Source organism: Micromonospora sp. WMMD1102 (assembly GCF_029626265.1).
GTDB lineage: Bacteria > Actinomycetota > Actinomycetes > Mycobacteriales > Micromonosporaceae > Plantactinospora.
The window spans coordinates 8178646-8203913 of sequence record NZ_JARUBN010000001.1 but is presented as its reverse complement, the minus strand read 5'-3'; the positions used below and the strand labels follow the sequence as shown (position 1 = coordinate 8203913).

The following is a 25268-nucleotide window of genomic DNA, read 5'->3' as shown; positions in this document are numbered from 1 at the left end:
GCACCCGCTGTGCGGGCCCGCGACCGTGGCCCTACCGCCCCGACCTGGCACTCACGCTATGCGAGTGCCAACACCTGTTTAGCACTCTCCCATGCCGAGTGCAAGCCGCTCACCGACCCTCAGGAGAGTTCGGCGGCAAGTCGGGCGCTGTTCACCGGGGCCTCGTGACCTCGCTGCTCGGTGTAGGTGACCAGGATCCCGACAAGCAGCGCCAGCTGGAGCGGTGCGCCGAGCACGGAACTGACGAGCGTGCTCACCACGGAGACGGCGGAGACGGCGGGCGGCGCGAACATCTCCCCCGGGGTCGCGGCGGCGGGGCCGAGCGTCACGATGCTCTCCAGCACCGCCAGCACCAGGCCGCCACCGAGCACCACGGCGGCCACCGCCGCGACCCGGCCGAGCACCATGCCGAACCGGGCGTGCGCCAGCTGGAACGTCCGCCCGATCGGATTGCGCCGCTCGAAGAGGTAGATCGGGCCGACGAGGCTCGTCGCGAAGGCGAGGTACACACCGGGCAGGAAGCACGCGCAGAGGCCGGCGAGGACCAGCAGGCCCGCCAGCAGGCTCCAGCCGAAGAGACCCGGCGCGCGGCGCAGCCCGTACCGCAGGGCGGCCCCGAGCGCCACCTCCTGCCCGGTCGCCTGCCGGGTGATCACCCAGGTCCCCGCCGCCCAGCCCAGGCACTGCACCAGGCCGGCGACGAGACCGACGGCCAGCACGATCCCGACGAGCAGCAGCAGGTCGCCCCAGAAGCCCTGCAACTCCCCCGGCAGGGGCTCGCCGCTGGGCGAGACGGCCGGCGGCCGCGGTTGCAGGGGCAACATGGCCAGGCCGACGGCCGCGGTCGGCAGCACCTCGGTGAGCAGGACGATCCACAGCAGCGGTCGCCCACCCCGCCGCGCCACCGACCAGCACCGTTCCCACCAGACACCGAGTCCGGCGCCGGGCGGCGGAACGAGGGGATCGCCCGGATCCGGATAGCCAGTCCAGCCCGAAAAGCCAGCCCCGCCCGGATAGCCGGGCTCACCCGTGAAGTGTCCTGAATTGCCGGTAGGGGGCGGCTCGACCACAGGCTCTCCTCTGGGCAGAGACGAAGGGAATCAACGCGGCACCGATCCTGCCGCCCGAGCATCCGTACGCCCGACCAGGAAAAGAGCTTCCGCGACCTCGGAGCTTCCCGCGGCCGCCGACGGGAACCGATCAGACCGACACAGAAAAGCCGATCCCGTGGCGAGCCAGGAGAGGCGCCGACGGTCAGGCGATGAGCCGGACCTGCTCCGCCTGCGGACCCTTCTGGCCCTGGGCGATCTCGAACTCGACGCGCTGACCGTCGTCAAGCGCCTTGTAGCCGTCCATCTGGATCGCGGAGAAGTGGACGAAGACGTCCTGCCCGCCATCGACCGCGATGAAGCCGTAGCCCTTTTCGCTGTTGAACCACTTCACGGTGCCCTGCGCCACGGTGCACTTCCTTACTTCGGTCGCGTCGGAGCTGCCCGAGCTCCGGCGACGCCCTATACCTGCCGGGGCCGTCGAGTCGTTTTCCCCAAATTCGATCATGAATTGAACGGATCCAACGAATCGAGCGGCCGAACCCGCACCGTACACCAAGGTCGGGTCGCAGCGCACTAGTCCAAAACGGTCACCAGGCCGAGAACCGGACGGTCAATTTCCCGGCTCTCACCCATTGGCGACCGTCGCTGCCCAGCTCAACCGGCCCGGACCGGACGGGCAGCTGCTCCGTCACCCGCCGAAACCGGGCCCCGTACGGCGTGCGACCATGACGGACGTGCCGGCTCCCATCCCGCAGACCACCGCCGCACCGGAGTCGGACCACTCCGCCGACCCGCCCGGCACGACCGGCCCGACCCGACCCGGCGGTACGACCGAATCCGGTCTCCGGCCGGCAGTCGCGCCGCCACCGGTCCGTCGGGTACGCCCCACCGACGCCGCCCGGATCCGGGCGATCCGGCTGGAGATGCTCGCGGACTCGCCACTGGCCTTCCTGGAGACGCTCGCCGACGCGGCGGCCCGGCCGCACGCCGAATTCGCCGCCCGGATCGCCGGGATGTCGGTCGGGTCCCGGACGGCGGCGTTCGTCGCCGAGGCCGGCGGCCGGGTCGTCGGGCACGCGGGCGGGCAGGCGGCGCCGGGCCAGCCGGGCGTCACAGTGGTCTTCGCCGTCTACCTCACCCCGGCCTGGCGGGGCACCGGCCTGCTGGCCGCCCTGGTCGAGGCGGTGGCCGACTGGTCCAGGGCGGCCGGGCGGCCGGAGTTGCTGCTGGAGGTGGTGGTCGGCAACGACCGGGCGGTCCGCGCCTACCAGCGGCTGGGCTTCGTCGACACCGGGGTGCGGGTGGCCCACCCGACCGTGCCCGCACTCCGCGAACTACAGATGCGCCGGAGCGCCTGACCCCGCCCGCCCGGTGTCGCCGGGCATCCGCTCAGCTGTGCCGGCGGGCCTGCACCACCCGGAACCGGTTGGCGACGTACGCGCCGTCGGTCAGGGCCGCGTTCGCCGCCGGGTTGGCGCCGCTGCCGTGGAAGTCCGAGAAGGCCGCCGACTGGTTCACGAAGACCCCGCCGGTGAGGTTGCAGGACAGGTGCACCCCGGTCTCGACCGCCGCCGTCTCGGCCTCGTCCAGCACGCTGGGGTCGGTCGAGTAGACCGAGGCGGTCAACGCACCCCGCTCGCCGACGGTCTGCCGGAGGACGGCCAGGCTGTGCGGGGTGGAGTCGGTGGCGATCACGAACGAGACCGGCCCGAACCACTCCCGCCCGTACGTGCCGATCTGGTCGGCGTCGAGCCTGGCGATCAGCGGCGTACGCACCACCGCGCCCGGGTAGTTCGGGTGCTCGACGGTCCGGGACGGCAGCACGGGCTCGCCGAGCCCGGCCGCCTCGTCGAGCCGGGCGAGCACCCCGTCGTTGACGATCGCGCCGGTCAGCTCGACGGCACGGGCCGGGTCGCCGGTGAGCTTGCCGACCGTCGCGGCGATGCCGGCGGCCACCTCGTCGACGCTCTTGTGCCCCTGGTCGGTGGCGATGCCGTCGCGCGGCACCAGGATGTTCTGCGGGGTGGTGCACATCTGTCCGCTGTAGAGGGTCAGCGAGAAGCCGATGTTGCGGCACATCCCGGTGAAGTCGTCGGTGGAGTCGACCACGATCGTGTTGACCCCGGCCTTCTCGGTGTAGACGGCGGCCTGCCGGGCGTTCGCCTCCAGCCAGTCGCCGTACTCGGTGGAGCCGGTGAAGTCGACGATCCGGACCTCGGGGCGGAGCGCCAGGGTGGAGGCGAGCTTCTCGCCGGGCGCCTCGGGGGCGAGCAGCACCAGGTTCGGGTCGAAGCCGGCCTCGGCCAGCACCTCGCGGGCGTACCGAACGGTGACGGCGAGCGGCAGCACGGCCCGGGGGTGCGGCTTGACCAGCACCGGGTTGCCGGTGACGAGCGAGGCGAAGATGCCCGGATAGCTGTTCCAGGTCGGGAAGGTGTTGCAGCCGATCGCCAGCGCCACCCCGCGCGGCACGACGTGGAAGTTCTTGGTCATCCGCAGCGGGTCGCCCTTGCCGGCCGGCTTCTCCCAGGCCGCCGTCGCCGGGTGCCGGGTCATCTCCCGGTACGCGTAGGCGAGCGCCTCCAGCGCCCGGTCCAGCGCGTGCGCGCCGCCGGCCTGGAAGGCCATCACGAACGCCTGCCCGCTGGTCGCGTGCACCGCGTTGGCCAGCTCGAAGATGTTGGCGTGCAGCCGGGCGAGGATCTCCAGGCAGACCCCGACCCGGGTCTGCGGGCCGGGGTCCCGCCAGGCCGGCAGCGCGGTCGAGGCGGCGGCCAGCAGCACCTCCGGGTCGGCGTGCGGGTAGCTCACCGCCAGGTCGATGCCGAACGGGCTCGCCTCGGTGGCCACCCAGTCGCCGGTGCCGGGCTGGTCGAGCGGGAACTTCCCGCCCAGGTACGCCCGGAAGGCCGCCTCGCCCTGCGCGGCGGCCGTCTCGCCGTAGACCCGGGGGCTTGGTGACTCGGGGTGGGCGGACCAGTAGGACCGTTCGGTGATCGCGGTCAGCGCCCGTTCCAGGGTGTCGGTGTGCCGGGCGTACAGCGGGTGCGGGGTCTCCGTCATCCCGCCATCATGCCGCACCCGCCCGACCCGGCCCAGCCTGCGCACCCGGGGCGGAGGTGGCCGCGACGCCTGCCGCCCTCCGGCGACACCCGGCGGCTGCCTGCGCTGGTCAGCGCCCTGCCGACCGGGTGCGTCAGAGCGTCGCCTGCCAGGAGTTGAGCCCGGCGACGGCGCGGAAGCCGAGCGCCTCGTTGATCGAGATCATGTAGTCGTTCACCGCCGCGTTGTAGGTGTCGACGCACCGCAGCGCCGGCTCGTACTCCCGGATGTGCCGCAGGTTGTCGACCTTGATCAGGGTGCCGAGGCGGTGGCCCCGGTGTGCCGGCTCGACCAGGGTGATCTGCTGGAAGGCGTGCCAGTCGCACCCGGCGTTCATGCCGATGCCGGTCCAGGCCACCAGCCGGCCGGTGGCGTCGTGCCGGGCACCGCTGTTGTACCAGCGCTGGCCGCGCTCGTGGTGCGCCTGCTCCATCTCCCGCAGCCGGCCCACCTCCGGCCGGGCCGCCTCCCAGGTCAGGTCGCCGATCGGCGCGTCGCTGACCAGGCGGCTGTCCAGGTAGGCGACGTCCTCGGCGTACTCCTCGGGGGTGGCGCCCCGCCAGCGCACGATCGAGTAGCCCCCGGCGCGGGCCTGGCTCGCCGCGAACAGCCGGTCGAGTTCCGGCTCGTCGAGCGCGGTCAGGTCGAGCCGGCGGCGGATGTCGGCCAGCGCCGGCTTGGCGCCCATCGCGGCGGCGAAGGCGTCGCCCGGCGTCGTCGGGGCGGACTCCGGGCTCATGTTCGCCACCTCGCCGATGATCCGTTTGCGGCCCTCCTGGCGGGCCAGCCGGGTCGCGTACTCGTAGAGGGCCCGGCCGACGCCCTGGCGGCGGTGTTCCGGATGGACGGCGAGGGTCAGGCCGGCGTTCTCCAGGTTCTCCCGCTGCGGCAGCGAGACCGCGAGGTAGCCCACGGCCACCCCGTCGAGGTAACCCAGCGCGTGCCGGTCGTCGTCACCCGGCCACGGGCGCCGGACTCCGGCGAGGAAGCGTTGCCGGGGCAGCGGCGGCACGTCGGGCTGGGCCGCCGCGCGGGCGGCTGCCTCGATCTCGTACGCCCGCTCGACGGCGGCGGCGTCGGCGATGTCCAGTGGGGTCACCACGATGTCCATGTGGTCGAGCGTGCCGGTTGCACGAACCAGGCGCGACCGAATATCCCCGAGCCGTCACCGGGGCGCGGAAGACCCGTTGAGCACACCGGCCAGGCGACGAGTGTCGGCCCGGCCGGTGCGGAAGTTTGGTCGAGAGGACGCCCGCACAACGCCTCCGGCGCTGGGTCGTAAGAGCTTTGAAAGTCTACGGCGGTGCGTCCTCCCGCACGGAGCATCTTGCGTCGTGCAGATGCAGGCGTCAAGCCCCCTTCCGCGTGTTTTCGTCACGGGTGGCAAAACTCCAGCTACGCAGCGCATCCGTACCACCGGAACGGGCGCACCCCGGGCGGAGCCGAACGTTTCACCTGCAAGTTGCACGTGCATCTGCCCGGGCATGTGCGCGGCCACGCGGAAAAATCTTGGGAAGTTTTTCAGCCGAGCAGGCCGGCGTCCCGGGCCGCCCGCAACGACGGCTTCACCCGGTATGTCGGACCGACCTGTGCCGCCACCGCGTCCAGGGTCTTCAGCCCCTCGCCGGTGTTGTAGACCACCGTCTCGGCGTCCGGGTTCAGCCGGCCGCTCGCCACCAGCTTGCCCAGCACCGCCACGGTCACCCCGCCGGCGGTCTCGGCGAAGATCCCGGTGGTCCGGGCCAACTGCCGGATCGCGGCACGGATCTCGTCGTCGTCGGCGTAGTCCATCCAGCCACCGGTGCGGCGGACCGCCTCCAGGGCGTAGAGCCCGGCGGCCGGGTCGCCGATGTTCAGCGACTTGGCGATCCCGGTCGGCCGGACCGGGGTGATCACGTCGGTGTCGCCGTGCAGCGCCACGGCGATCGGGTTGCAACCCGCCGACTGGGCGCCGAAGACCTTCCAGCCGTTGGCCGGGGCCTCGACCAGTCCGATCTCGACCAGCTCGCTGAACGCCTTGTCGATCTTGGTGAGCAGCTCACCGCTGGCCATCGGGATGACCACCTGCTCGGGAATCCGCCAGCCCAACTGCTCGGCGACCTCGTAGCCGAGCGTCTTGGAGCCCTCCGCGTAGTACGGCCGGACGTTCACGTTCACGAACGCCGTGTCCTCGAACTCGTCGGTCTCGACCAGCTCACCGCAGAGCCGGTTGACGTCGTCGTACGAGCCGTCGATCGCGACCACGTCGCCGCCGTAGACGGCGGTGGTGATCACCTTGCCCTGCTCCAGGTCACCGGGGATGAAGACGATCGACGGCACCCCGGCCCGGGCCGCGTGCGCGGCGACCGAGCTCGCCAGGTTGCCGGTGGAGGCGCAGCCGAACCGGGTGAAGCCGAGCCCGCGGGCGGCGGTCAGCGCCACCGAGACGACCCGGTCCTTGAACGAGTGGGTGGGATTGGCGCTGTCGTCCTTGACCCAGAGCGGCGCCCGGATGCCCAACTCGGCGGCGAGACCGGCGGCCGGGACCAGCGGAGTCAGCCCGGGATCCAGGGTCACCCGGGCGGCCGGGTCCTGCCCGGTCGGCAGCAGGGCGGCGTACCGCCAGAGGTTGTCCGGACCGGCCTCGATGTCGGCCCGGGTCACCCCGGCCAGGGTCGCCGGGTCGTAGCCGACCTCCAGCGGGCCGAAACACTCGTAACAGGCGTGCTGGGCGATCAGCGGATATTCGGTGCCGCAGCCGCGACAGACGAGTGCCCGAGCCGGGTTGGGGGCCACCGGGCTGGTCTGGCTGGGGGTCGCGTCGATGATCGACGTCATGGCGATTGCCGTCCTCTCATCTTTCCCTGGCGCCGCACGGCGCGGCGGGGACGGATTTGGCACCTGCTCCGCCGTGGAGTGGTTGCCGGGGCGTCAACGGGCCGTATCCCTCAGCCCCTCTGGATGAGGTATGAAGTTGTGCCGCCAGTCTACGGGTACCCGGTCCGGCTGTCCCGGGTCTCTTCCCGGTGTGAGGAACATCCCGCGCCGGGACGGGGGGTGCCGGCCGGGTCCCGCCTCAGAGCGCCCGGGACTCCCGGACCAGGCGCCGGCCCGCTCCCGCCGCCGCGACGACCGCGACCGCACCGAGCAGCACGAGGTGCGGCCAGGCACCGGCGAAGCCGTCCAGCAGCGCCGCCCGCAGCGCGGCGACCCCGTGGCTGACCGGGTTCGCGTCGGCCAGGACCCGCTGCGCCGGACCGAGGTGCTCGACCGGATAGAACGCCGGACTGCCGAAGAGCAGCACCGGGACCAGCACGTTCACCAGTACGCCGTACCGCCGCCGCTCCCGCACCACGGTGCCGAGCAGCAGGCCGAGCGCGGTGAAGGCCAGCGCGGCGAGCAGCAGCCCGCAGAGCAGCGCCGCCCAGCGCTCCGCCGGCCACCGGCTGCCGAACAGGGCCGCCGAGACCGCCAGCGCGGCCACCGCCTGCCCGAACACCAGGGCGGAGCCGGCGAGCAGCTTGCCGGCGACGTACTGCCAGCGGGTGAGCGGGTACGACCAGAGTTCCAGCGCCATCCCGGCGGCCCGTTCCCGGCACAGCGCCGTACCGGAGGCGGTGGCGGCACCGAGCAGCGCCGCGAACACCAGCCCCGGGATCACGAAGTCCGGATAGCCGACGGTCCGGCCCCGGTAGGTCACCGTGCCGGCCAGGTCGGCGAGCGAGGTCGCCAGGAGTGCGATGTAGACGGCGGCCGGTACCGCCGCCAGCAGCAGGCCGACGCGGTCCCGGGTGAGCAGCAGCCACTCCCGCCGCAGCGTCGCGGTGAACCCGGAACCGTGCCAGGGCGGCGCGGCGGTGTCGTCGTCGGCCAGGCCGGACAGGCTCATCGGCTCGTCACCTCCGATCCACGTCCGGCACCTTCGCCCGGACCACGGGCGCCCGGACCACGGGTCAGGAAGACGGACGCCTCCTCCAGGGCGGCCGTCACCAACTCCACGCTGTCGACCCGGATCTCCTGGTCGGCCAGTTCGGCCAGCAGCCGGGCCAGCTGCCGCCGCAGGTCCGGACCGGTCAGCACGATCTCGTCGCCGCCGCGGGCCGCGGCCAGCCCCCGGCGCAGCGCACCGGCGGCGATCGCCGGCCAGCCGTCCACCGATCCGCTGCGCAGTACCGCCCGCACCTCGCCGCGCTCGTCGCGCAGCTGCGCCGGGGCGCCGTCCCGGACCAGCCGGCCGTGCCGCAGCACCAGCACCCGTTCGGTGTTCCGCTCCACCTCGTCGAGGTGGTGGCTGGTCAGCACGATCGTCGGCTCGTGCTGCCGGCGCAACTCGTCGAGGCAGGCCCAGACCCGGCGCCGGCCCTCGGCGTCCAGCCCGGCCGACGGGTCGTCGAGCAGCAGGACCCTCGGCACCCGGAGCAGGGCCCGGACCAGCTGGAGCCGGCGCCGCTGCCCGGCCGCCAGGGTGTGCACCGGCCGGTCCTCGCTGCCGGCCAGTTCGAAGGCGCCGAGCAGTTCGTCGGCCCGGGGGCGGGCGCGGCGCCAGGGCAGGCCCCGGAAGCCGGCGGCGATCCGCAGGTTGTCCCGGACGGTCAGGGTCAGGTCGAACGGTACGGACTGGTGCACCACCGCCACGTCCCGCCGGGTCGCCGCGTCGGGCTGGCGGCCGTACACCAGGATCCGGCCGGAGCTGGCCCGGGAGGCCCCGCCGACCAGCTTGAGCAGGGTGGTCTTGCCGGCTCCGGCCGGGCCGAGCAGCCCGACCGCCTGGCCGGGCGGAACGCTGAAGGTCAGCCCGTCGAGCGCCGGGGCGGTGCCGCCGGGATATCGCTTGACCAGGTCGATCGCGGCGATCGCCGGGGTCATGGCGCACCGTCCGGCGCGGGCCGCGGAAATCCCGGCAACGGGGGTACGCCGAGCGCGGCGAGGATGCTCCGGATCGCGGCCACCGGACCGGTCTCCCGCAGCGGCGGGCCGGGCCGCAGATGGTGGTCGACGTCGTCCGGGGCGATCACCGGCAGGCCGTCGTCGTTACCGGTCACCGGCAGCCCGTCGGCGTCACCGGTCAGCGGCGAGGCACGGTCGGCGGCGGTCACCGGCAGGACGGCTCCGGTGCCGGTCGACGGCCGGGCGGTCGACCGGTCGGCGGTGCCGGGCCGGCCCGGTGGGCCGAACCGACAGCCGAGCACGATGTCGAGCCGGTGCGCCGGCCGCACCGCGCGGTCGTACCCCGGCAGGCCGGTACGCAGGTCGTCGACCGGGCGTACCGCTGCCGGGGAGATGCCGACGGTCACCCCGCCCAGCGCGTCGAGCGCGTCCAGCGCCCGGCGTACCCGGTCCGGCAGGGCGGAACCGGCGGCGAGGTGGCGTACCCGGACCAGGGCCGCCGGTCGGTGCCGGCCCGGCGCCGGAAGCTGGTGGTCGGCCTCCGGTACGGCCCTGGCCGCCGCGCCGACCAGCCAGACCGTGACCCCGGCCGGCAGCGGGAGCGGCGGCCCGCCGACCGCCGGGGCGCGCCGCGGCCGGGCGGCGACCTGCGGCACCCGGCCGAGCAGTGCCGCCCGGGGCACCGGCGGGTCGTACAGCGGCATGTCGTCGCCGACCGTCAGCAGGTGCTCGGGCAGCCGGCTGACCACCCGGTGCACCACGATCCGCTCGCCGTGCTGGTAGGCCACCACCTCGCCGGGACAGACCTGCTCGAAGTCGACCGGCTCGACCAGCACGGTGCCGTCGGGGCTCACCGGCAGCATGCCGACGCCGGTGACGGGTACCCGGGCCAGGCCCCCGGCGGCGAGCGTCGCGCGTACCCGATCGGCGAAGCCGTTCCCGCTCATCCCTGGCCATCCTCTCCGCCGCCGCTCTCTCCGCCGCTGTCCTCGCCGCCGCTGTCCTCAGCGGCCGGCGCCGCCGGCCCGGCCGGCCGGAGCAGGTCCCGGGAGCGCAGCAGGCCGACGAACTCGCGGACGTCCCGGGCCACCACCTCGCGCTCCCGCCCGTCGGTCCCGCCGAACGCGTCGGCCAGCTCGCGGACGACGGTCGGCAGGTCGGTGCCGGCGACGAGCCGGCGCCAGATCCGGGCGCCGCTCGCGTTGAACGTCTGGAACTGGCCGTCGTCCGGGTTGTAGAGCCGGACCTCCGCGTCGTCGTCGACCCAGACGATTCCGGTGTTGATCCCGAGCGTCACGTGGCACCTCCCGAGGTTGTCGGCGGTGGAAGCGGTCGGCGGGCGCCGCCGGACCGGGTCCGGACGTGCCGGGTTCCCGTCCGGCCCGACGTCGGCGTGGGTCGGCACGTCGTCGGGCTCACCGCCGTCCGGCATCCCGTCGGCGACCGCGGGCGGGGCGAACATCTCGCGCAGGGACTGGCTCCGCAGGTTGCCGACCCGGTGCGCCGGGCCGGCGGCCGACTCGCGCGGGTAGACGTCGCCGCGCGGGTCCACGTGCAGGTCGATCCCGCCGGGTTCGCGGTCGACCCGGACCGGGTACGGCCGGACCGGGCCCTGGGTGAGGATCTTCCGGGCCACCGGCCTGGTCCAGCCGGACCGCCGTACCCCGGGCGGCGGCTCGCCGCCGGGGTGGTGGTCCCAGCCGAGGGGCGGACCGTGCGGGCTGCCCCCGCCGACGGCGGTGCGGCTCATCATCCGGACCTTGCTGAACTCGATGCCGTCGAGGAATGCCATCAGGTCGTCCAACGCGGCGATGTTCTCCGGCGACACCACATGGTCGATCGCCGGCTTGACCCCGGCCGCGTTCAGCAGGGTCAGCCCGCGCACCGTCCGGGCCAGCACGTCCTCGCCGGCCACCGGCCCGGCCACCTGGTGGCGGTCGCCGTCCAGACTGACGGTGACCCCGGCGAAGGTGTCGGCGATCCGCCGGGCGGTGCCGGCGTCCCGGATCCGGCTGCCGGTGGTGACCAGGTCGACCCGGAGTCCGCGGTCGCGAGCACGGTCGGCCAGCTCGAAGAGGTCGGGCCGGAGCATCGGCTCGGCACCGGTCAGGATCAGCAGCCCGGCACCGAGCTCGGCGATCTGGTCCACCAGGTCGAGGGACTCGGCCGGCTCAAGCTCGCCGGGGAGCGGGTGGGCACAGGCGGCGGTACGGCCGTCGTGGCAGGACGGTCCGCAGCCAGCGGTGACGGCGTACCGGACCGTCCGGAGCACGGGTTCGGCCGCCCGGACCCGGGGTACCTGGTCCGGCAGGTAGACCAGCCAGTTCAGGACCAGCGCGGCGAGGACCCGTTCGATACGCCGGTCCGGCCCGGTGCCGCCGTACGGCGGCGCGGCGCCGTCGGCGAGGGCGCGCAGCAGCCGGAGTTCGTCCTCGGTGAGTACGGTCCAGGCGGCGAGTCGCCGGTTCTCCACCAGATAGCGGTCCCGGCACCGGAAGTAGCCGAGGTCGTCCGGGACGACCAGGGAACCCCACATCTTCGACAGTCGCATCTCCGGTTTCCCCCCGTCCCCACTGGAGAAAAGGATCACCGACAGTCATCGTCCGATACCAGAAAGCAAAAGTGGCGTCTTGACATCGGGTCGGACGGGATTTAATGTCCGGTTCCCCTGCCGCCCTCCGTTCCGGGCTGCGGGGTCACCTCCCAGTGGAAGGCGAGGTGTTGTCTGTCGTGCCCGCGATCTCGGTCTCCGTGGTCGACGACGACCGGATGCTGCTGGACGGCATGGCCGCCTGGCTCGGCTCGGTTCCCGACCTCCGGCTGCACTGCACGGCCGCCACCGTCGACCAGCTCCTCGACACCGAACCGGGCCCGGCCGACGTCGTCGTACTCGACCTGCTGCTCGCCGACGGGTCGGCGCCGGTGGAGAACGTACGCCGGCTGGTCGGCACCGGCCGGCCGGTGCTGGTGGTCAGCGTGGTGCCGCACGTGGTGCACGGCGTGGACGTGATCCGGGCCGGCGCCTCCGGCTACCTCACCAAGGACCACGACCTGCCGAGCCTGGCCGAGGCGATCCGGACGGTGGCCCGGGGCGAGCTGGCGCACTCCCCCGAGCTGGCCTTCGCCTGGTCCTGTGACGAGCGGCCGGACCGGCCCCGGCTGGCTCCCCGGGAACGGGCCGTACTTGTCGCCTACGCCTCCGGGATGACGCTGAGGGCGGTGGCCCGCAAGGTCGGCATCCAGCCGACGACCGCCCGGCAGTACCTGGACCGGGTCAAGGCGAAGTACTGCGACGCGGGCCGGCCGACGTACACCAAGCTCGACCTCGCCGACCGGGTACGCGAGGACGGGCTGCACCGCTATCCGGCCGGACCCGCCCCGTCGGCCGCCGCCGGCTCCCCCGGCGCGTCCGATCCCTCCGGCGCGTCCGACGCGTCCGGCTCCTCGGGCGGCGACGCCGGCCAGAGCAGTTCCACGCTGGTGCCGTGACCGGGCTCGGAGAAGAGCCGCAACTCGCCGCCGACCTCGGTCATCCGTTCGCCGATCGAGCGGCGTAACCCGAAGCCTCCGTCGACGTTCCCGGTGTCGAACCCGGCCCCCCGGTCCACCACCCGCACCCCGAGCACGCCGTCGTACCAGTCGACGGTGACCCACGCCTCGCCGGTACCGGCATGCCGGGCCACGTTGTTCAGCGCCTCCCGCGCCGCGTCGCAGACCGCCCGCACCACGTGCCGGGGCGGCTGGGTCGGCACGGTGCCCGAGCGCAGGTGCACCCGCAGGCCCAACCCGGTCGCGTCGGCCACCACCTCGGCCAGACTGGCGCCCAGGGTGATCTCCGCCTCGACCCGGTCCTCGGTGACCAGGCCGCGGATGTAGTCCGCCTCCCGGCCGCAGCGCCGCCGGACCTCCTCGCCGTGGTGGTCCAGCCCGCCCCGGGCGATCGCGGTGAGCGTGGCCAGCGCGGTGTCGTGCAGTCTGCGGTAGTGGTGCAGGCGTTCGGCGTACCGGGCCGCACCGGCCGCCGTCGCCGTCTCGGCGGCCAGCCGGCGCTGGGTCGCCTCGTCGACCGCACTGGCCTGGGCGCAGAGGAAGCGGCGGGTGAAGTGCAGCACCAGCGCGAACCACAGGCTGGAGTTGACGTGGTTGACGAAGCCCGACTCCCAGGGCGGCAGGCCGCCGATCTGCACCGAGGCGGCGGCCACCGCGGTCGCCACCAGCAGCCCGAGCCCGACGAGCAACGCCCGCAGGCTCAGCACCGCACCGACGAGCGCCGCCGAGCCGAGGGCGAACTTGCCGGCCCAGTTCGCCGCCGACAGCTCGTAGCCGGACCGGATGTTGCCGTTGACCACGACCAGCAGCGCGCAGGTGACCGTCACGTCCAGCACCACGTTCCCGTAGCTGAACCAGCCCCGCCGCCAGACCATCGCGCCGAGCAGCACGTTCCAGCCGACGACGCCGAGCAGCAGCGTGGTGTTCAGGGCCGGGCTGTGGTAGCGGCCGTCGCCGCTGGTCATCCCGAGCAGGGCCGGTGCGATGTAACTGGCCCGCTGGCAGAACAGCACCACCGCGACGAACCGCAGCGCGCGTTCCCGGCCGGGCATCGCGACCATCAGCCGGGCGTCGATCCAGCCCACCCGCGCATCGGCGAGGAACCGGCTGATCCGCCGGGGCGGTCGCCCGACCCGGGTGGCAAGGTCCAGCATGCGGGCACCCCCTGTCGCAGGGCCACCGGCCGCTGCCCGCGACCCGTGGCCGACTATAGGGCAGTACTGCCAAGGGTCGGGAGCGGTCAGCCGGGTCGAAGGCGCGCGCAGACAACCGGACAACGATCGCGCAGGACATCGCGCTGCTCGCCCGCGCCTGGGGAACCTCGGACGGGGAGGTCGTCACCCGGCTGTTGGAGGAGTTCCGCCGGCCCCGGCGAACCCACGAACCGACATCGGACGAGGTTCTGGTGCACGTCGTCTACCAGGGTCGTCGTGTCGAGGGGCAGTTCAGTCCCGCTTCCGAGCGGCTGACCATCACGACGGGTCCGTTGGCAGGCCAGACCTTTCGCAGTCCAAGCGGCGCCGCCATAGCCGTGGTCAGCGCACACAACTCAGAAATCAATCCAAACCGGAACGGCTGGACCTTCTGGCTGGTGACCGGGACCGGCAAACCCCTGAGGACCCTACGCTCGACTCCAAACCGGTAGGGCCGGCCAGGCCGGCACACTTCGGTGCGGCTGCCCTACGACACCACGTCCTTACGGGTGAAGCGCCAGAAGGCGAGCGCCCAGAAGGCGGTGGCGTAGCAGATCGCCGAGATCGTCCCCTTGACGATGTCGTCGGTCTGCACCGGTGTGGAGAGCAGGCTGAGCCAGGCACTGCTGTAGTGCGTCGGCAGGAAGTCGCGGAGCACCCCGAGCGCGGTGATCTGGTCCAGGATGCTGGAGAGGATCCAGAGCAGCACGGCGCCGCCGACCGCGCCGAGCGCGGCGTCCGTGGTCACCGAGAGCAGGAACGCCAGGCCGGCCACGACCAGGAGTACGACCGCGAGGTAGCCGAGGATGCCGAGCAGCCGGAGCAGCCCCTCATCCGCCGGGATCTGCGCGGCCACCGTGCTGGACAGCGGCGCCCAGCCGTACCGGAGGGTGCCGGCGAGCAGGGCGGTGCCGGCCAGCAGCAGCAGGGCCAGCAGCGAGTACCCGAGCGCGACCACCAGCTTGACCGCCAGCAGGCGGGCCCGGGGCACCGGTACGGCCAGCAGGTAGCGCAGGCTGCCCCAGCTCGCCTCGCTGGCCACCGTGTCGCCACAGAACAGCGCCACCACGACGACCAGCAGGAACGACGACGAGACAAGCAGCGCGAAGAGGGTGAAGTTGAGTCCGCCGGTGGTGGCCAGCTCGATCAGGCTGCCGAACTCGCCCCCGCCGTTGTCGTCGTCACCGGAGCCCTCGAACTGGAACGCGACCAGGATGACAAGCGGCAGCAGCACCATGAAGCCGAGCGCGAGCTGGGTACGCCGCCGGGACGCCTGGCGACGCCACTCGGCGGCGATCGAGAGGGTGGCCCGGGGCCGGTACCCGGCGGCACCGCCGGCCGCGTCCGGCGCCGTCGGTGCCTGCGTGCTGGTGCCCATCAGCGGTCCCCGCTTCCCCGAGAGTTCTCGCCGACCAGGGCGAGGAAGGCGTCCTCCAGACGGCGGCGCGGCACCACCCGGTCCACCCCGACACCGGCCCGGACCAGCTCGGCCACCACCTCGCTCCGGGCGGTGCCGTTGGTGTCGACCACCAGCGCGCCGTTGGACTCCGGCAGCACCCGCACCCCGTCGAGCCGCTCCAACACCACCCGGGCGGCGTCGACGTCGGAGACGTCGAACTGGGTACTCGGCGACTCGCCGACGATCTCCTCCACCCGGCCGGACGCCACGATCTGCCCCTTGTGCACGACGACCGCGTGCGTGCAGGTCTGCTCCACCTCGGCCAGCAGGTGACTGGAGACCAGCACCGCCCGCCCGTCGGTGGCGTACCGGCGCAGCACCCGGCGCATCTCGGCGATCTGCGGCGGGTCGAGCCCGTCGGTCGGCTCGTCCAGCACCAGCAGCTCCGGCAGCCCGAGCATCGCCTGGGCGATCGCCAGCCGCTGCCGCATGCCGTGGCTGTACTTCCGGGTCCTCCGGTGGATCGAGTCGCCGAGCCCGGCGATCTCCAGCGCCTCCTCGAAGTGCGCGTCCGCCTCCGGCCGACCGGTCGCCCGCCAGTACGCCCGCAGGTTCTCCAGTCCACTCAGGTGCGGCAGGAAGCCCGGACCCTCGACGAGTGCGCCGATCCGGGACAGCACCGGCGAGCCGGGGACCAGCCGGTGCCCGAAGACGTGGATCTCGCCGGTCGTCGGCTGGGTCAGCCCCATCAGCACCCGCAGCGTGGTGGTCTTGCCGGCGCCGTTCGGCCCGAGCAGGCCGACCACCTGCCCCCGGTGCACCTCGAAGTCGATCCGGGAGACCGCGACGAAGCCGTCGGCGTACTCCTTGCGCAGGTCGCGGACGACGAGCGGGATGTCGGCGTACTCGGGATGCACCGAGGTGTCGTGCCGGCGGTGCCGGCGGCGCAGCACGGCGACCACCACGACGAGCCCGAGCACGATCGCCGCGACCAGGCCGGCGAGCGCCCATCGCCAGATCACCGCCGGGGTGGCGATCGGCTCGCCGGGTACGGTCGGCAGCCGCACCTCGGCGCCGGTCAGGGCGGCCCCGGCCGGCGCCCCGGGTACGGCCCCGGCCGGCTGGCCGGCCAGCGCCACGGTGTAGGTGACCGGCTCGACCGGGGTGGCGTACCCCTGGTCGGAGGTGGCGACCACGATCCGCAGCCGGTGCCCGGCCTCGATCCGGCGCACGATCGCCGGCAGGGTGACCGTCACCGGGGTGGCGGCGGCGACGTCGGCGGGCAGCCCGGTCAGCCGGACCGGCGCCACCAGACCGTTGGAGAGCGCGGCCGGGCCGTTCGGGTCGACGTCGTAGAGCTTGACGAAGAGCACCGCCTCGCCGGTCGGCGACGCGGCCCGGATGGTCACCGTGGGCGAACCGACCACGTCGACGGCCCGGGGCAGCGGCTCCGACTCGAACCGGGCGTGCTGGCCGGGCAGGTCCCCGGCGATCCCGTCGAGCAGTGCCGAGAAGCCGCCGCCGCCCGGCAGCGCGGAGATCGCCGCCGGGTTGCCGGCCGGCGGGTTCGCGATCCGCTGTGCCGGGCCGGCGACCGGGACCGGGTCGCCGGTCGTGCCGCCGACGCCCGGGTAGTCGGCGACGGAGAAGCCGGAGGCGACCAGGCCCCGGTCGAGGGCGTCGAAGCCGGCAATCCGCGACCAGGTGAAACTTGTCGACGGCGGCTCGCCGGAGCCCTTGACGTAGTGCCCCAGCCACTGCGCCATCAGGAAGCGCAGGCGGTCCCGGTCGGTCTGCGGGCCCTCGCCGCCGTCGTGTCCGCCGGTGAACCAGGCGACCCGGACCGGGGTGCCGCCGGCCGCGATCCCCCGGGCGTTGGCGTCCGCCTCGGCGAGCGGGAAGAGCGTGTCGGCGGCGCCCTGGACCAGCAGGGTGGGCGCCTTGACCCGGTCCAGCGCCCCGGCCGGGCTGGATCGGCGGAGCAGTTCCACCGCCGCCGGGTCGGCCCGGCCGGTGGTGGCGATCCGCAGGTACGCGGCGCAGACGTCGGCGGCGAAGCGCCCGCAGGCCGGGTCGGCCGGGGTACCGCCCGGTGCGGCACCACCCGGGACCGTGCCGGGTGCCGGCTCCCCGCCGCCGGCCGGTCCACCCTGCTCGCCCGGCCCGCCGGAGTCTTCGCCCGGCCCGCCTGCGTCACCCGAGTCACCCGAGTCACCCGAGTCGGAGCCGCCCGGGGCGCCGCCGGGCACGGTCAGGCCGCCGAGACCGCCGCTGCCGAGGCCGCCGCTGCCGCCGCTGCCGAAGAAGATCCCGGCCCAGCCCTTCTTGAAGACCCCGTCGACCGGTTCCCGGCCGGTCGCCTCGGGCAGGAACGAGCGGGCCAGGTCGTTCCAGGTGATCATCGGCACGATGGCGTCCACCCGCTGGTCCTGGGCGGCGAGCAGCAGGGCCAGGGCACCGCCGTACGAGCCGCCGACGACGCCCACCCGGGGGTCGCCGGCCGAGTCCTTGCGGATCTCCGGCCGGGCGGCGAGCCAGTCCAGCAGCCGGGCGGCGTCCCGTACCTCGTAGTCGGGGTGGTCCAGGTGGATCTGCCCACCGCTGCGCCCGAACCCCCGGGCGGTGTACGTCAACACGGCATAGCCCAGCTCGGCCAGGTCCTCGGCGTCGGACTCCACGGACAGTTTCGTACCGCCGAAGCCGTGCGCCAGCAACACCGCGGGTACCGGCCGCTCCCCGCTGGCCCCGTCCGGCAGGTAGAGCCGGGTGTCCAGGTCGACCGGCTGGTCGCCGTTGGGTCCGGAACGGACGGTGAGCATCGCGTCGGTCGTGGCGTAGGACGGGCGCTCGGGCCACACCGCCCAGCCGACCAGCGCGGCCACCACCACCAGCACGGTCGCACCGGCCAGCATCCGGCGCCGGGTGGGCCGGGCACGGCGCAGCCGCGCCAGCAGTCGGGAAGGCATGGGTCACACCGTACGGCGCGACAGCTGAGCGTTGGCTGAGATCCGCCGTACGTCTGTCCGGCTGGTCCGTTCGGTGCCGGGAAGTCGTCGTCCGCATCGCACCACCGGGTATCCGGCGTGGCAACTTCGGACTGTGTGAATTCCGATTTTTAGGTGCACTCGCCACCAATCGATACATGCGCCTAGACAACTATGCACCAGGAGTCACAATTTTGCTCACCGCGTGTTACCTGTACCCAAGTGACGCATAACTGACTGCTCGACCCGGATCGAGCGGGTCCGACGTCTACTAGTTTTCCGGTCCGGTGGACGGGACCGGGCGGCCTCCCCACGCCCGCCACGCTGTTCGACCCCTCGCGCCGATGGAGATGGACGATGACACTTCCCGCGCAACGGTCCCGGCGCGCCTCGAACCGGACCGGTACGGCGCTGCGTGTGCTGCTGGCGGTCGCCCTGCTGGTGCCGGTGGGCGTGCTCTTCGGCTCGGCCTGGAGCGACGTCGACGACCGGCTCACGTCCACCGAGCGGGAGCGGCACGGCGTGGAGTACCTGCGCTCCCTCGGGCAGGTGACGCTGGCCCTGGTCGACGCGCAGTCCGGTGCCGTGGCGGGCCGGTCGGCGGCAGCCGCCGCACTGCGTACCGCCGTCGAGGAGACCAGCGCGATCGACGTCCGGTACGGCGCCGAGCTGCGTACCAGCGAACGCTGGGCCGGGCTGCACGCCAAGATCGAGGCGCTGCCCGACCGCCCGCCGGCCAACCCGCAGGACGCCTGGACGGTCTACACCGAGACGACCGACCTGCTGCTGGCGCTCTACGCGAAGGTGCGGGAGAGTTCCGGGCTGCTGCGGGACCCGGACCCGGACTCCTACCACCTCCAGGACGCGGTGGCCGAGGAACTGCCCGAGGCCCTGGTCGCGGCCGGCCGCCTCGCCGACCGCTCGGTACTGGCGATCGGCCGCCCGTCGAGCGAGCGGGTGCGTATCGCCAGCGAGCTCGCCCTGGCCCGGGCCGAGGTGCTCGGCCCGGCGGCCGACCTGGTCGAGAACCTGCGCTCGGCGGTCGAGGACACCGCCAGCCGTACCCTCGGCGGCAACCTGCTCAGCAAGCTCGACGGCTACCAGCGGGCGGTGGAGGATCTGGCCGCGCTGACCCGGAACACCGCCGCACCCAACCCGATCCAGGTCGGCGCGGCCCGGGCCTCCGCCCAGCTCGCCGGCTCCGGCCTCGCCGGGATCATCCTGACCGAACTCGACGTCCTGCTCCGGGACCGGGCCGACGCGCTGTCCGGCGAGCGGCAGATCGCGGTCGGCGCGCTGGTCCTGGCCGTACTGCTGGTGCTCGCCCTCGCCGCCCTGCCCCTGCTGGCCGCCCGTTCCGCCGCGCGGAACCGCCGTACCCCGGCCGGTGTCGGCCTGAGCACCGACGGGCTGCGCCCGGCCGCCGGCCCCGAAGGGCCGCCGACCGGCCCGCCGCCGGTCGAGTCGCCGCTGCCGGTCGGCGCGACCCTGGCCGGCCCGCCGCCCGGCGGGATGCCGCCGCTGCCCGAACGCCGGCCGCTGCGGTCCGAGGGCGACCCGGGTCGGCGGTCGCCGCTGTCGGACTGGCAGGATCCGGTACCCGCCGGCCAGCCGGCGGCGGTGGACAGCCAGGCCCCGTGGGGACGTCCCGATGCTCGGTAGGCTCCGGATCCGGGGCCGGCTGGCCCTGCTCGTCATCCTGCCGCTGCTCAGCACCCTCGGCCTCGCCGTCCCGGTGCTCGCCGACCGGATCGACTCGGCCCGCCGGGCCGCCGACACCGCCGACACGGTGCGCCGGGCCGGCCAGGTCGGCACCCTGGTGCAGGACCTCCAGCGGGAGCGGCTGCTCTCCGTCGGCTACCTGCTGAACATGGTCGACCGTTCCCAGCTGGTCCAGCAGACCGCGCAGGTGGGCGACCGGATCGCCGACCTGCGGGCCGACCTCGGCGGCCAGTCGACCCCGGAGATCGAGAACGCGATCGCCGGTGTCCGGCGGCTCTCCGACGTACGGGCCGGTGTGCTGGCCCGGCGGGCCAGGGCGGATCAGGTGATCAATGCCTTCGGGCAGGTCGACGAGGCCCTGATCGAGTCGTTGGGGCTGACCCGGGCCGCCGAGGCGAGCACTCCCGAGGGGCGGCAGATGATCGCCCTCGACGCGGTGCTCCGCACCGACGACGGGATCAGCGCCGCCGCCTGCCTGATCATGATCGTCGCCGCCACCAAGAACCCCGCCGTCGGGATGGCGTACGTCGGCACCATGGCCCGGCTCGAATCGCACCTGGCCCGGTTCCGCAGCTTCGCCACCCCGGCACAGAACGAGGTCTACCGGCTCATCGAGCGGGCCACGACGGCCCGAACCGGGCCGGACTTCTTCCGCACCGGCGCGACCGACCCGACCGGGGCGATCGCCACCCTGGATTTGGCGAACCTCTTCCCGGCCGCCACCTCGCTGATCACTCTCGGCCAGTTCATCGAGAAGAAGATCGTCACCGACGTGATCGCCGAGGTGACCGACCAGCGGCAGCGGGCCATCGCCGGGGCATACCTGGTCAGCCTGCTGGTACTCCTGATCATCGCGCTGATGATGCTGCTCAGCCTGGCGGTGGCGCGTACCGTCGCCCGGCCGCTGACCCGGCTGACCGTCTCGGCCGAACGGATGGCCAGAGCCGCCGAGGAGGAGCTGACCCGGATCGTCGACGAGGAGTCGGAGTCGTACCAGCCGATCCGGCTGGACCCGGTCGACGTGGACGGCCGCGACGAGGTCGGCGACCTGGCCCGCGCCTTCGAGCGGGTGCAGGGCACCGCCGCCCGGCTGGTGGAGCGGCAGGCCGCCAGCCGGCGGAACGTGGCGCAGATGTTCGGGCACGTCGGGCGGCGTACCCAGAACCTGGTCGGCCGGCAGATCGCCCTGATCGACCGGCTGGAACACCAGGAGACGGACCCGGGCCGGCTCCAGCACCTCTACCGGCTCGACCACGTCTCCAGCCGGCTGCGCCGCAACGCCAGCAGCCTGGTGGTGCTCTCCGGCGGGGCCGGCGGGGACGGGCACGTCGCCCCGCTGCCCCTGGGTGACGTGGTCCGGCTGGCGCTCGGTGAGATCGAGGACTTCACCCGGGTCGACGTGCAGGTGCGGCTCGACGTCGCGGTGGCGCCCGGGGTGATCGGCGACCTGGTGCTGACCCTGGCCGAGCTGATGGAGAACGCCACCGCCTTCTCCCCGCCGCACACCCGGGTCACGGTGCTCGCCGAGGTGGTCCCGGGCGGGGTACGCCTGAACCTGGTCGACCACGGCATCGGGATGACCCCGGAACGGCTGGCCGAGGAGAACGCCCGGCTGACCCGGCGGGAGCGGCTCGACCTGGTCCCGACCGAGGTGCTCGGGTTGTTCGTGGTGGGCCGGCTGGCCCGCCGGCACGGCTGGCGGGTCACCCTCTCGGCGACCACGCCGGGCGGCGGGGTCACCGTCGGGGTGGAGATCGACGACCGGCTGCTGGTCAACGGGCGCCCGGACGCCGAACTGCCGACCCCCCGGGCGAGCGCGTCGGCGCCACTGCCGGTCCGTCCCGTCCGGCCCTCGGACGCCGGCACCCCGCTCGGCCGGGCCACGGTCCCGACCGCCGAGCCGGCCCCGGCCAGGCCGCTCGAACCGGTCTCCGCCGGGCCCGCCGGGCCGACCCCGACCAGGTCCGCCGGGCCGACCCCGACCAGGTTCGCCGAGGAGCTGACGCCGGGGAGATTCGCCGACGAATCGGCCCCGACGAGGTTCACCGAACCGGCTCCACCCAGGTTCGCCGAACCGACCCCGGCGAGGTTCACCGAACCGGTCCGGACCGGGCCGGCCCAGGCGGCCCCGGTTGCCGAGGAGCCGTTGCCGGTCGAGCCGACGCCGGTGTTCCGGCTGCCCGAGCTGATGCCGGTGGCGGTGCCCGCCGGGCCGGTCTTCGACGAGGAACTGATCCGCCGGGCCACCCGGTCGCTGACGTCCGGCCAGCCGTGGAACGCCTTCCTGACCCGCCCGGGGGCCAGCGCCACCGAAGTGGAGCCGGCGGGAACACCGGCCGGCGGTACCCCGGTCGGCCGGCCCAACGGGGATGTGGGCGGCGGCCCGGCGAGTTCCGGTGCGCCGGCGACGCCGTCCGCCGACAGCGGCCCGGGATCCGCCACGTCCGGCCCCGGCACCGGGCTGCGCCAGCGGGTCCCGGGCGCCCAACTGCCCGACACCACCAGCCGGAGCCGGCCCGAACCGACCCCGGCCGACCCCTCGGTCGTCCGGGCGCTGATCGAGGAGTTCGAAGCCGGGGTACGCCGGGCGCAGCGCGAGCAGCAGGTCCGGCCGGCCCGGCCGGACGTGCCGCCCGCCGGCTCGCAGCCCCGGCCCGAGCCGGCCGGCACAGGCCCCGCGCAGCCGCGCCACGGTGGGACGGAACCGGCGCCCACCGGCCCGGATCCGTCCGACCCACCGCCCGGCGGCACCCCGGCGGAGCGGCACGGCCCCCACCAGGAGGGCGGTACCCTCGGGCCGGCGGGTTCCACGTCCCGACCCAACGGCAGCGGTACGCCCCCCGCCGCGACCGGTGCCCCACCGCGCCTCAACCGGCGGGTCCCCGGGGCAAACCTGAGCGTCCCGCCGCCGACCACTCCGCTCGGCCAGGCGCCGGCCGCCGCCACCGCCGGACCGGACGACCCGGACAAGGTACGCGAGCTGATGACGCAGTTCGAGTCCGGCGTCGCCCGCGCGCTGAGCGAAGTCCGAACTGAACACCGCCACGAAGAGGGAACCCCACGATGAGCACTCCCTTCATCCGTACCGAGCAGGACCAGCAGGCAGCGGGCACCGGCGAGCTGAGCCAGGAGGCGCGTACCTTCAACTGGTTGCTGGACTCGTTCACGTCCGGCACGGCCGGCGTAAAGGAGGCGATCGCGGTCTCCTCCGACGGCCTGCTGATGGCCATGTCGTCGATCAAGGACAGGTCGAACGCGGAGCGGCTGGCGGCGGTCGTCTCCGGGATGACCAGCCTGGCCAGCGGCGCCGCGAACTGGTACACGCTGGGCGCGCTCAACCGGGTGGTGGTGGACATGACCGACGGCTACCTGCTGGTCAGCGCGATCAGCAGCGGCTCGGTCCTCGGGGTGGTCGCCGACCGGTCGGCGAACCTCGGCACCGTCGCCTACGAGATGACCCTGTTCGCCGGTCGGGCCGGAGGCGCACTCACCCCTCGGCTGATCGTCGAACTTAAGAACTCCGTCCAGTCGTGACCGCGGGTGCTGCGGTGGGCGGCCCGCTGCGCCGTGCACCGTACGGCGTCCCCGAACGGACCGGGGGACCGGCATGACCGAACGCGGAGAGGGCTTCGAGCCGCCCGGCCACCGGCTCGGCGACCCGGAGCGGAGCGACCTGCCGGAACCGGAGCTGGAACCGAACTCCGACGTGCTGCCGACGGTCCGGATCCGGCCGTACCTGAAGGCCGTACTTCCGGAGGAGTCCGAGCCGGCCGGTGACACCGGCGAGCTGCCGACGGTGCAGCCGGTGCCGACCGGTCTGCGCCCGTTCGTGCTGACCTCCGGCCGGGTCACCGGAGCGGACCCGGCGATCGGGTTGGAAACCCAGGTGACCGCCCGGATCGACGGCACGTCCTGGATCAGCCCGCCGGTCAACCGGCTCTCCTCGGAACTGCGGGACATCGTCGCGCTCTGCGCCGAGCCGATGTCCGTGGCGGAGATCTCCGCCCGGCTGCGGATGCACCTCGGCGTCACCAAGATCCTGGTCGGTGACCTGCGAGCCGCCGGCCACCTCGACGTGCACGTGTGCGCCGTCGAGGATGCCCACGACCCCGACCTCATCATGCGAGTGATCGATGGACTTCGTGCGATCTCCTGACTGGCCGGCGTCGTCGCCGGTCGGCCCCCTGGCGAACAGCGCACCCGGTCGGTACGGCAGCCCGGCCGGACACGGCGTGGGGACCGGTCGGGGGCTGCCCGCCGGGTACGCCCCGCCGACCCGGCAGACACCCGGCCGGCATGCCCGGGAGACCGGGGCCGGCCCGGCCGGCGCGACCCGGCCCGAGCAGCGACGTGGCACCGCCCCGCCGATCCCGGTGAAGATCCTGATCGCCGGTGGCTTCGGGGTCGGCAAGACCACCACGGTGGGTGCCATCTCGGAGATCGCGCCGCTGACCACCGAGGCGGAGATGACCACCGCCGGAATCGGGGTCGACGATCCGGGGATCCGCTCCGAGAAGACCACCACGACGGTGGCGATGGACTTCGGCTGCGTCACGATCGACCGCAGCCTGAAGCTCTATCTCTTCGGCACCCCTGGACAGTCGCGGTTCGGATTCATGTGGGACGACCTGGCCCGGGGCGCCCTCGGCGCGCTGGTGGTGGTGGACTCCTCCCGGCTCGACGACTGCTATCCCGCCATCGACTACTTCGAGCGGGCCCGTCTACCCTTCGTCGTCGCGGTCAACGCGTTCGACGGCCACATCGCGCACGACCTGACGGCGATACGTTGGGCCTTGGCGATCGGGGAACACGTCCCGTTGGTCCAGTTCGACGCACGAGATCGACTTTCGGTACGCGACGCCTTACTGATCGTGCTGGATCGGGCTCTGGATCGAGCGATCCAGGAGCGGGAGACTTAGCCCGCGACGGTCCGGCCGCGACGGGTCGGCGGTTGGCCGGGGAAGGTGACACGATGAGGGGCGAACTGGACGACGCACTGGCACGGATGGAGCGCCGGGAGGCGCTGCAACGACGGCGGGCCCAGGAGGCGGCGGCCCGGGCCGGGTCACCTGTCGACGAGGTGACCGAGGCGGTCCAGCGGGTCGTCGCGCAATATCCGAACGTGGCGGTCACGATGTGGGTCGCCGACGGGCCGAACATCTCGGCGATGCACGTGGCCTGGTCGGACGGGACGGTCACGGTACGCCCCGCCGCCGAGCCGGCGCTGCCGACCGCCGGGCAGCCGCCGCACTCCTGGCCGCTGTCGGTGAAGACGGTGCCGAGCTGGGCTGCCCCGGAGGATCCGCCCAGCCCGGACGCCGCCGCCCGGCTCGCCGACCTGATCCGCCGGGACCCGTCCCTGCTCGGCCCCGAGGACCAGCCCTGACACACCGGCAGGACC

19 protein-coding genes, 1 pseudogene and 1 riboswitch are annotated in these 25268 nt (G+C 73.7%); of the genes and pseudogenes, 8 read left to right on the top strand and 12 right to left on the bottom strand.

Annotated elements, in window-relative coordinates; translation table 11 throughout:
* Positions 1 to 119: 119 nt before the first annotated feature.
* The gene (locus O7626_RS37300; protein ID WP_278065635.1) at positions 120 to 905 is read right to left on the bottom strand and encodes a hypothetical protein; all 786 of its coding nucleotides are present in this window, start codon (positions 903 to 905) and stop codon (positions 120 to 122) included.
* Between the two features lie 349 nt (positions 906 to 1254).
* Positions 1255 to 1458: a cold-shock protein gene (locus tag O7626_RS37295; protein WP_203864050.1), complete on the bottom strand. Its 204-nt coding sequence runs from the start codon at positions 1456 to 1458 to the stop codon at positions 1255 to 1257.
* A 328-nt stretch (positions 1459 to 1786) separates the two neighbouring features.
* Here O7626_RS37295 and O7626_RS37290 point away from each other — a divergent pair, with 328 nt between their 5' ends.
* Complete coding sequence (locus tag O7626_RS37290; RefSeq protein WP_347404834.1) at positions 1787 to 2410, top strand: GNAT family N-acetyltransferase; 624 nt, start codon at positions 1787 to 1789, stop codon at positions 2408 to 2410.
* 31 nt (positions 2411 to 2441) lie between these two features.
* Here O7626_RS37290 and paaN read toward each other — a convergent pair whose 3' ends face one another.
* From paaN to O7626_RS37255, 7 genes are all read right to left on the bottom strand, one after another.
* Positions 2442 to 4115 carry a phenylacetic acid degradation protein PaaN gene (paaN, locus tag O7626_RS37285; protein ID WP_278065634.1) on the bottom strand — a complete coding sequence of 558 codons (1674 nt, stop codon included), beginning with the start codon at positions 4113 to 4115 and terminating at the stop codon, positions 2442 to 2444.
* A 133-nt stretch (positions 4116 to 4248) separates the two neighbouring features.
* On the bottom strand, positions 4249 to 5265 hold the full coding sequence (locus tag O7626_RS37280; RefSeq protein WP_278065633.1) for a GNAT family N-acetyltransferase: 1017 nt from the start codon (positions 5263 to 5265) through the stop codon (positions 4249 to 4251).
* Positions 5266 to 5675: 410 nt separating this feature from the next.
* Complete coding sequence (thrC, locus tag O7626_RS37275) at positions 5676 to 6971, bottom strand: threonine synthase (protein ID WP_278065632.1); 1296 nt, start codon at positions 6969 to 6971, stop codon at positions 5676 to 5678.
* Positions 6972 to 6984: 13 nt separating this feature from the next.
* Positions 6985 to 7101, bottom strand: a riboswitch (SAM riboswitch).
* Between the two features lie 108 nt (positions 7102 to 7209).
* Complete coding sequence (locus tag O7626_RS37270) at positions 7210 to 8022, bottom strand: ABC transporter permease (RefSeq protein WP_278065631.1); 813 nt, start codon at positions 8020 to 8022, stop codon at positions 7210 to 7212.
* A complete protein-coding gene (locus O7626_RS37265) occupies positions 8019 to 8999 on the bottom strand; it encodes an ABC transporter ATP-binding protein (RefSeq protein ID WP_278065630.1) in 981 nt (326 codons plus the stop codon). The genes O7626_RS37270 and O7626_RS37265 overlap by 4 nt, the downstream gene beginning before the upstream one ends.
* Positions 8996 to 9967, bottom strand: a complete 972-nt coding sequence (locus O7626_RS37260; protein ID WP_278065629.1) for a hypothetical protein — start codon at positions 9965 to 9967, stop codon at positions 8996 to 8998. The genes O7626_RS37265 and O7626_RS37260 overlap by 4 nt, the downstream gene beginning before the upstream one ends.
* Complete coding sequence (locus tag O7626_RS37255; protein WP_278065628.1) at positions 9964 to 11571, bottom strand: PqqD family peptide modification chaperone; 1608 nt, start codon at positions 11569 to 11571, stop codon at positions 9964 to 9966. Before O7626_RS37255 ends, O7626_RS37260 begins: the two co-directional genes overlap by 4 nt.
* Positions 11572 to 11675: 104 nt before the next feature.
* Here O7626_RS37255 and O7626_RS41650 point away from each other — a divergent pair.
* Positions 11676 to 12086: pseudogene (locus tag O7626_RS41650) on the top strand (response regulator); the annotation flags it as partial.
* Between the two features lie 293 nt (positions 12087 to 12379).
* Here O7626_RS41650 and O7626_RS37250 read toward each other — a convergent pair.
* The 3 genes from O7626_RS37250 to O7626_RS37240 form a co-directional block, all read right to left on the bottom strand.
* Positions 12380 to 13723 carry an ATP-binding protein gene (locus O7626_RS37250; RefSeq protein ID WP_278065627.1) on the bottom strand — a complete coding sequence of 448 codons (1344 nt, stop codon included), beginning with the start codon at positions 13721 to 13723 and terminating at the stop codon, positions 12380 to 12382.
* Between the two features lie 526 nt (positions 13724 to 14249).
* Positions 14250 to 15140: an ABC transporter permease subunit gene (locus tag O7626_RS37245; protein WP_278065626.1), complete on the bottom strand. Its 891-nt coding sequence runs from the start codon at positions 15138 to 15140 to the stop codon at positions 14250 to 14252.
* Positions 15140 to 18127 (bottom strand): alpha/beta fold hydrolase, encoded by a 2988-nt coding sequence (locus O7626_RS37240; RefSeq protein ID WP_278065625.1) that lies wholly within the window; start codon positions 18125 to 18127, stop codon positions 15140 to 15142. Before O7626_RS37240 ends, O7626_RS37245 begins: the two co-directional genes overlap by 1 nt.
* A gap of 375 nt (positions 18128 to 18502) precedes the next feature.
* Between O7626_RS37240 and O7626_RS37235 the strand changes: the two genes are divergently transcribed.
* The 6 genes from O7626_RS37235 to O7626_RS37210 all read left to right on the top strand — a co-directional run bounded on the left by O7626_RS37235 (position 18503) and on the right by O7626_RS37210 (position 25253).
* Positions 18503 to 19807: a hypothetical protein gene (locus O7626_RS37235; RefSeq protein WP_278065624.1), complete on the top strand. Its 1305-nt coding sequence runs from the start codon at positions 18503 to 18505 to the stop codon at positions 19805 to 19807.
* On the top strand, positions 19797 to 22934 hold the full coding sequence (locus O7626_RS37230) for a nitrate- and nitrite sensing domain-containing protein (protein ID WP_278065623.1): 3138 nt from the start codon (positions 19797 to 19799) through the stop codon (positions 22932 to 22934). The genes O7626_RS37235 and O7626_RS37230 overlap by 11 nt, the downstream gene beginning before the upstream one ends.
* Positions 22931 to 23401 (top strand): roadblock/LC7 domain-containing protein, encoded by a 471-nt coding sequence (locus O7626_RS37225; RefSeq protein WP_278065622.1) that lies wholly within the window; start codon positions 22931 to 22933, stop codon positions 23399 to 23401. The genes O7626_RS37230 and O7626_RS37225 overlap by 4 nt, the downstream gene beginning before the upstream one ends.
* Before the next feature lie 73 nt (positions 23402 to 23474).
* A complete protein-coding gene (locus O7626_RS37220; protein WP_278065621.1) occupies positions 23475 to 24023 on the top strand; it encodes a DUF742 domain-containing protein in 549 nt (182 codons plus the stop codon).
* Positions 24001 to 24786, top strand: coding sequence for an ATP/GTP-binding protein (locus O7626_RS37215; RefSeq protein WP_278065620.1), 786 nt, complete (start codon positions 24001 to 24003; stop codon positions 24784 to 24786). The genes O7626_RS37220 and O7626_RS37215 overlap by 23 nt, the downstream gene beginning before the upstream one ends.
* Positions 24787 to 24839: 53 nt before the next feature.
* Complete coding sequence (locus tag O7626_RS37210; protein ID WP_278065619.1) at positions 24840 to 25253, top strand: hypothetical protein; 414 nt, start codon at positions 24840 to 24842, stop codon at positions 25251 to 25253.
* Positions 25254 to 25268: the final 15 nt, after the last annotated feature.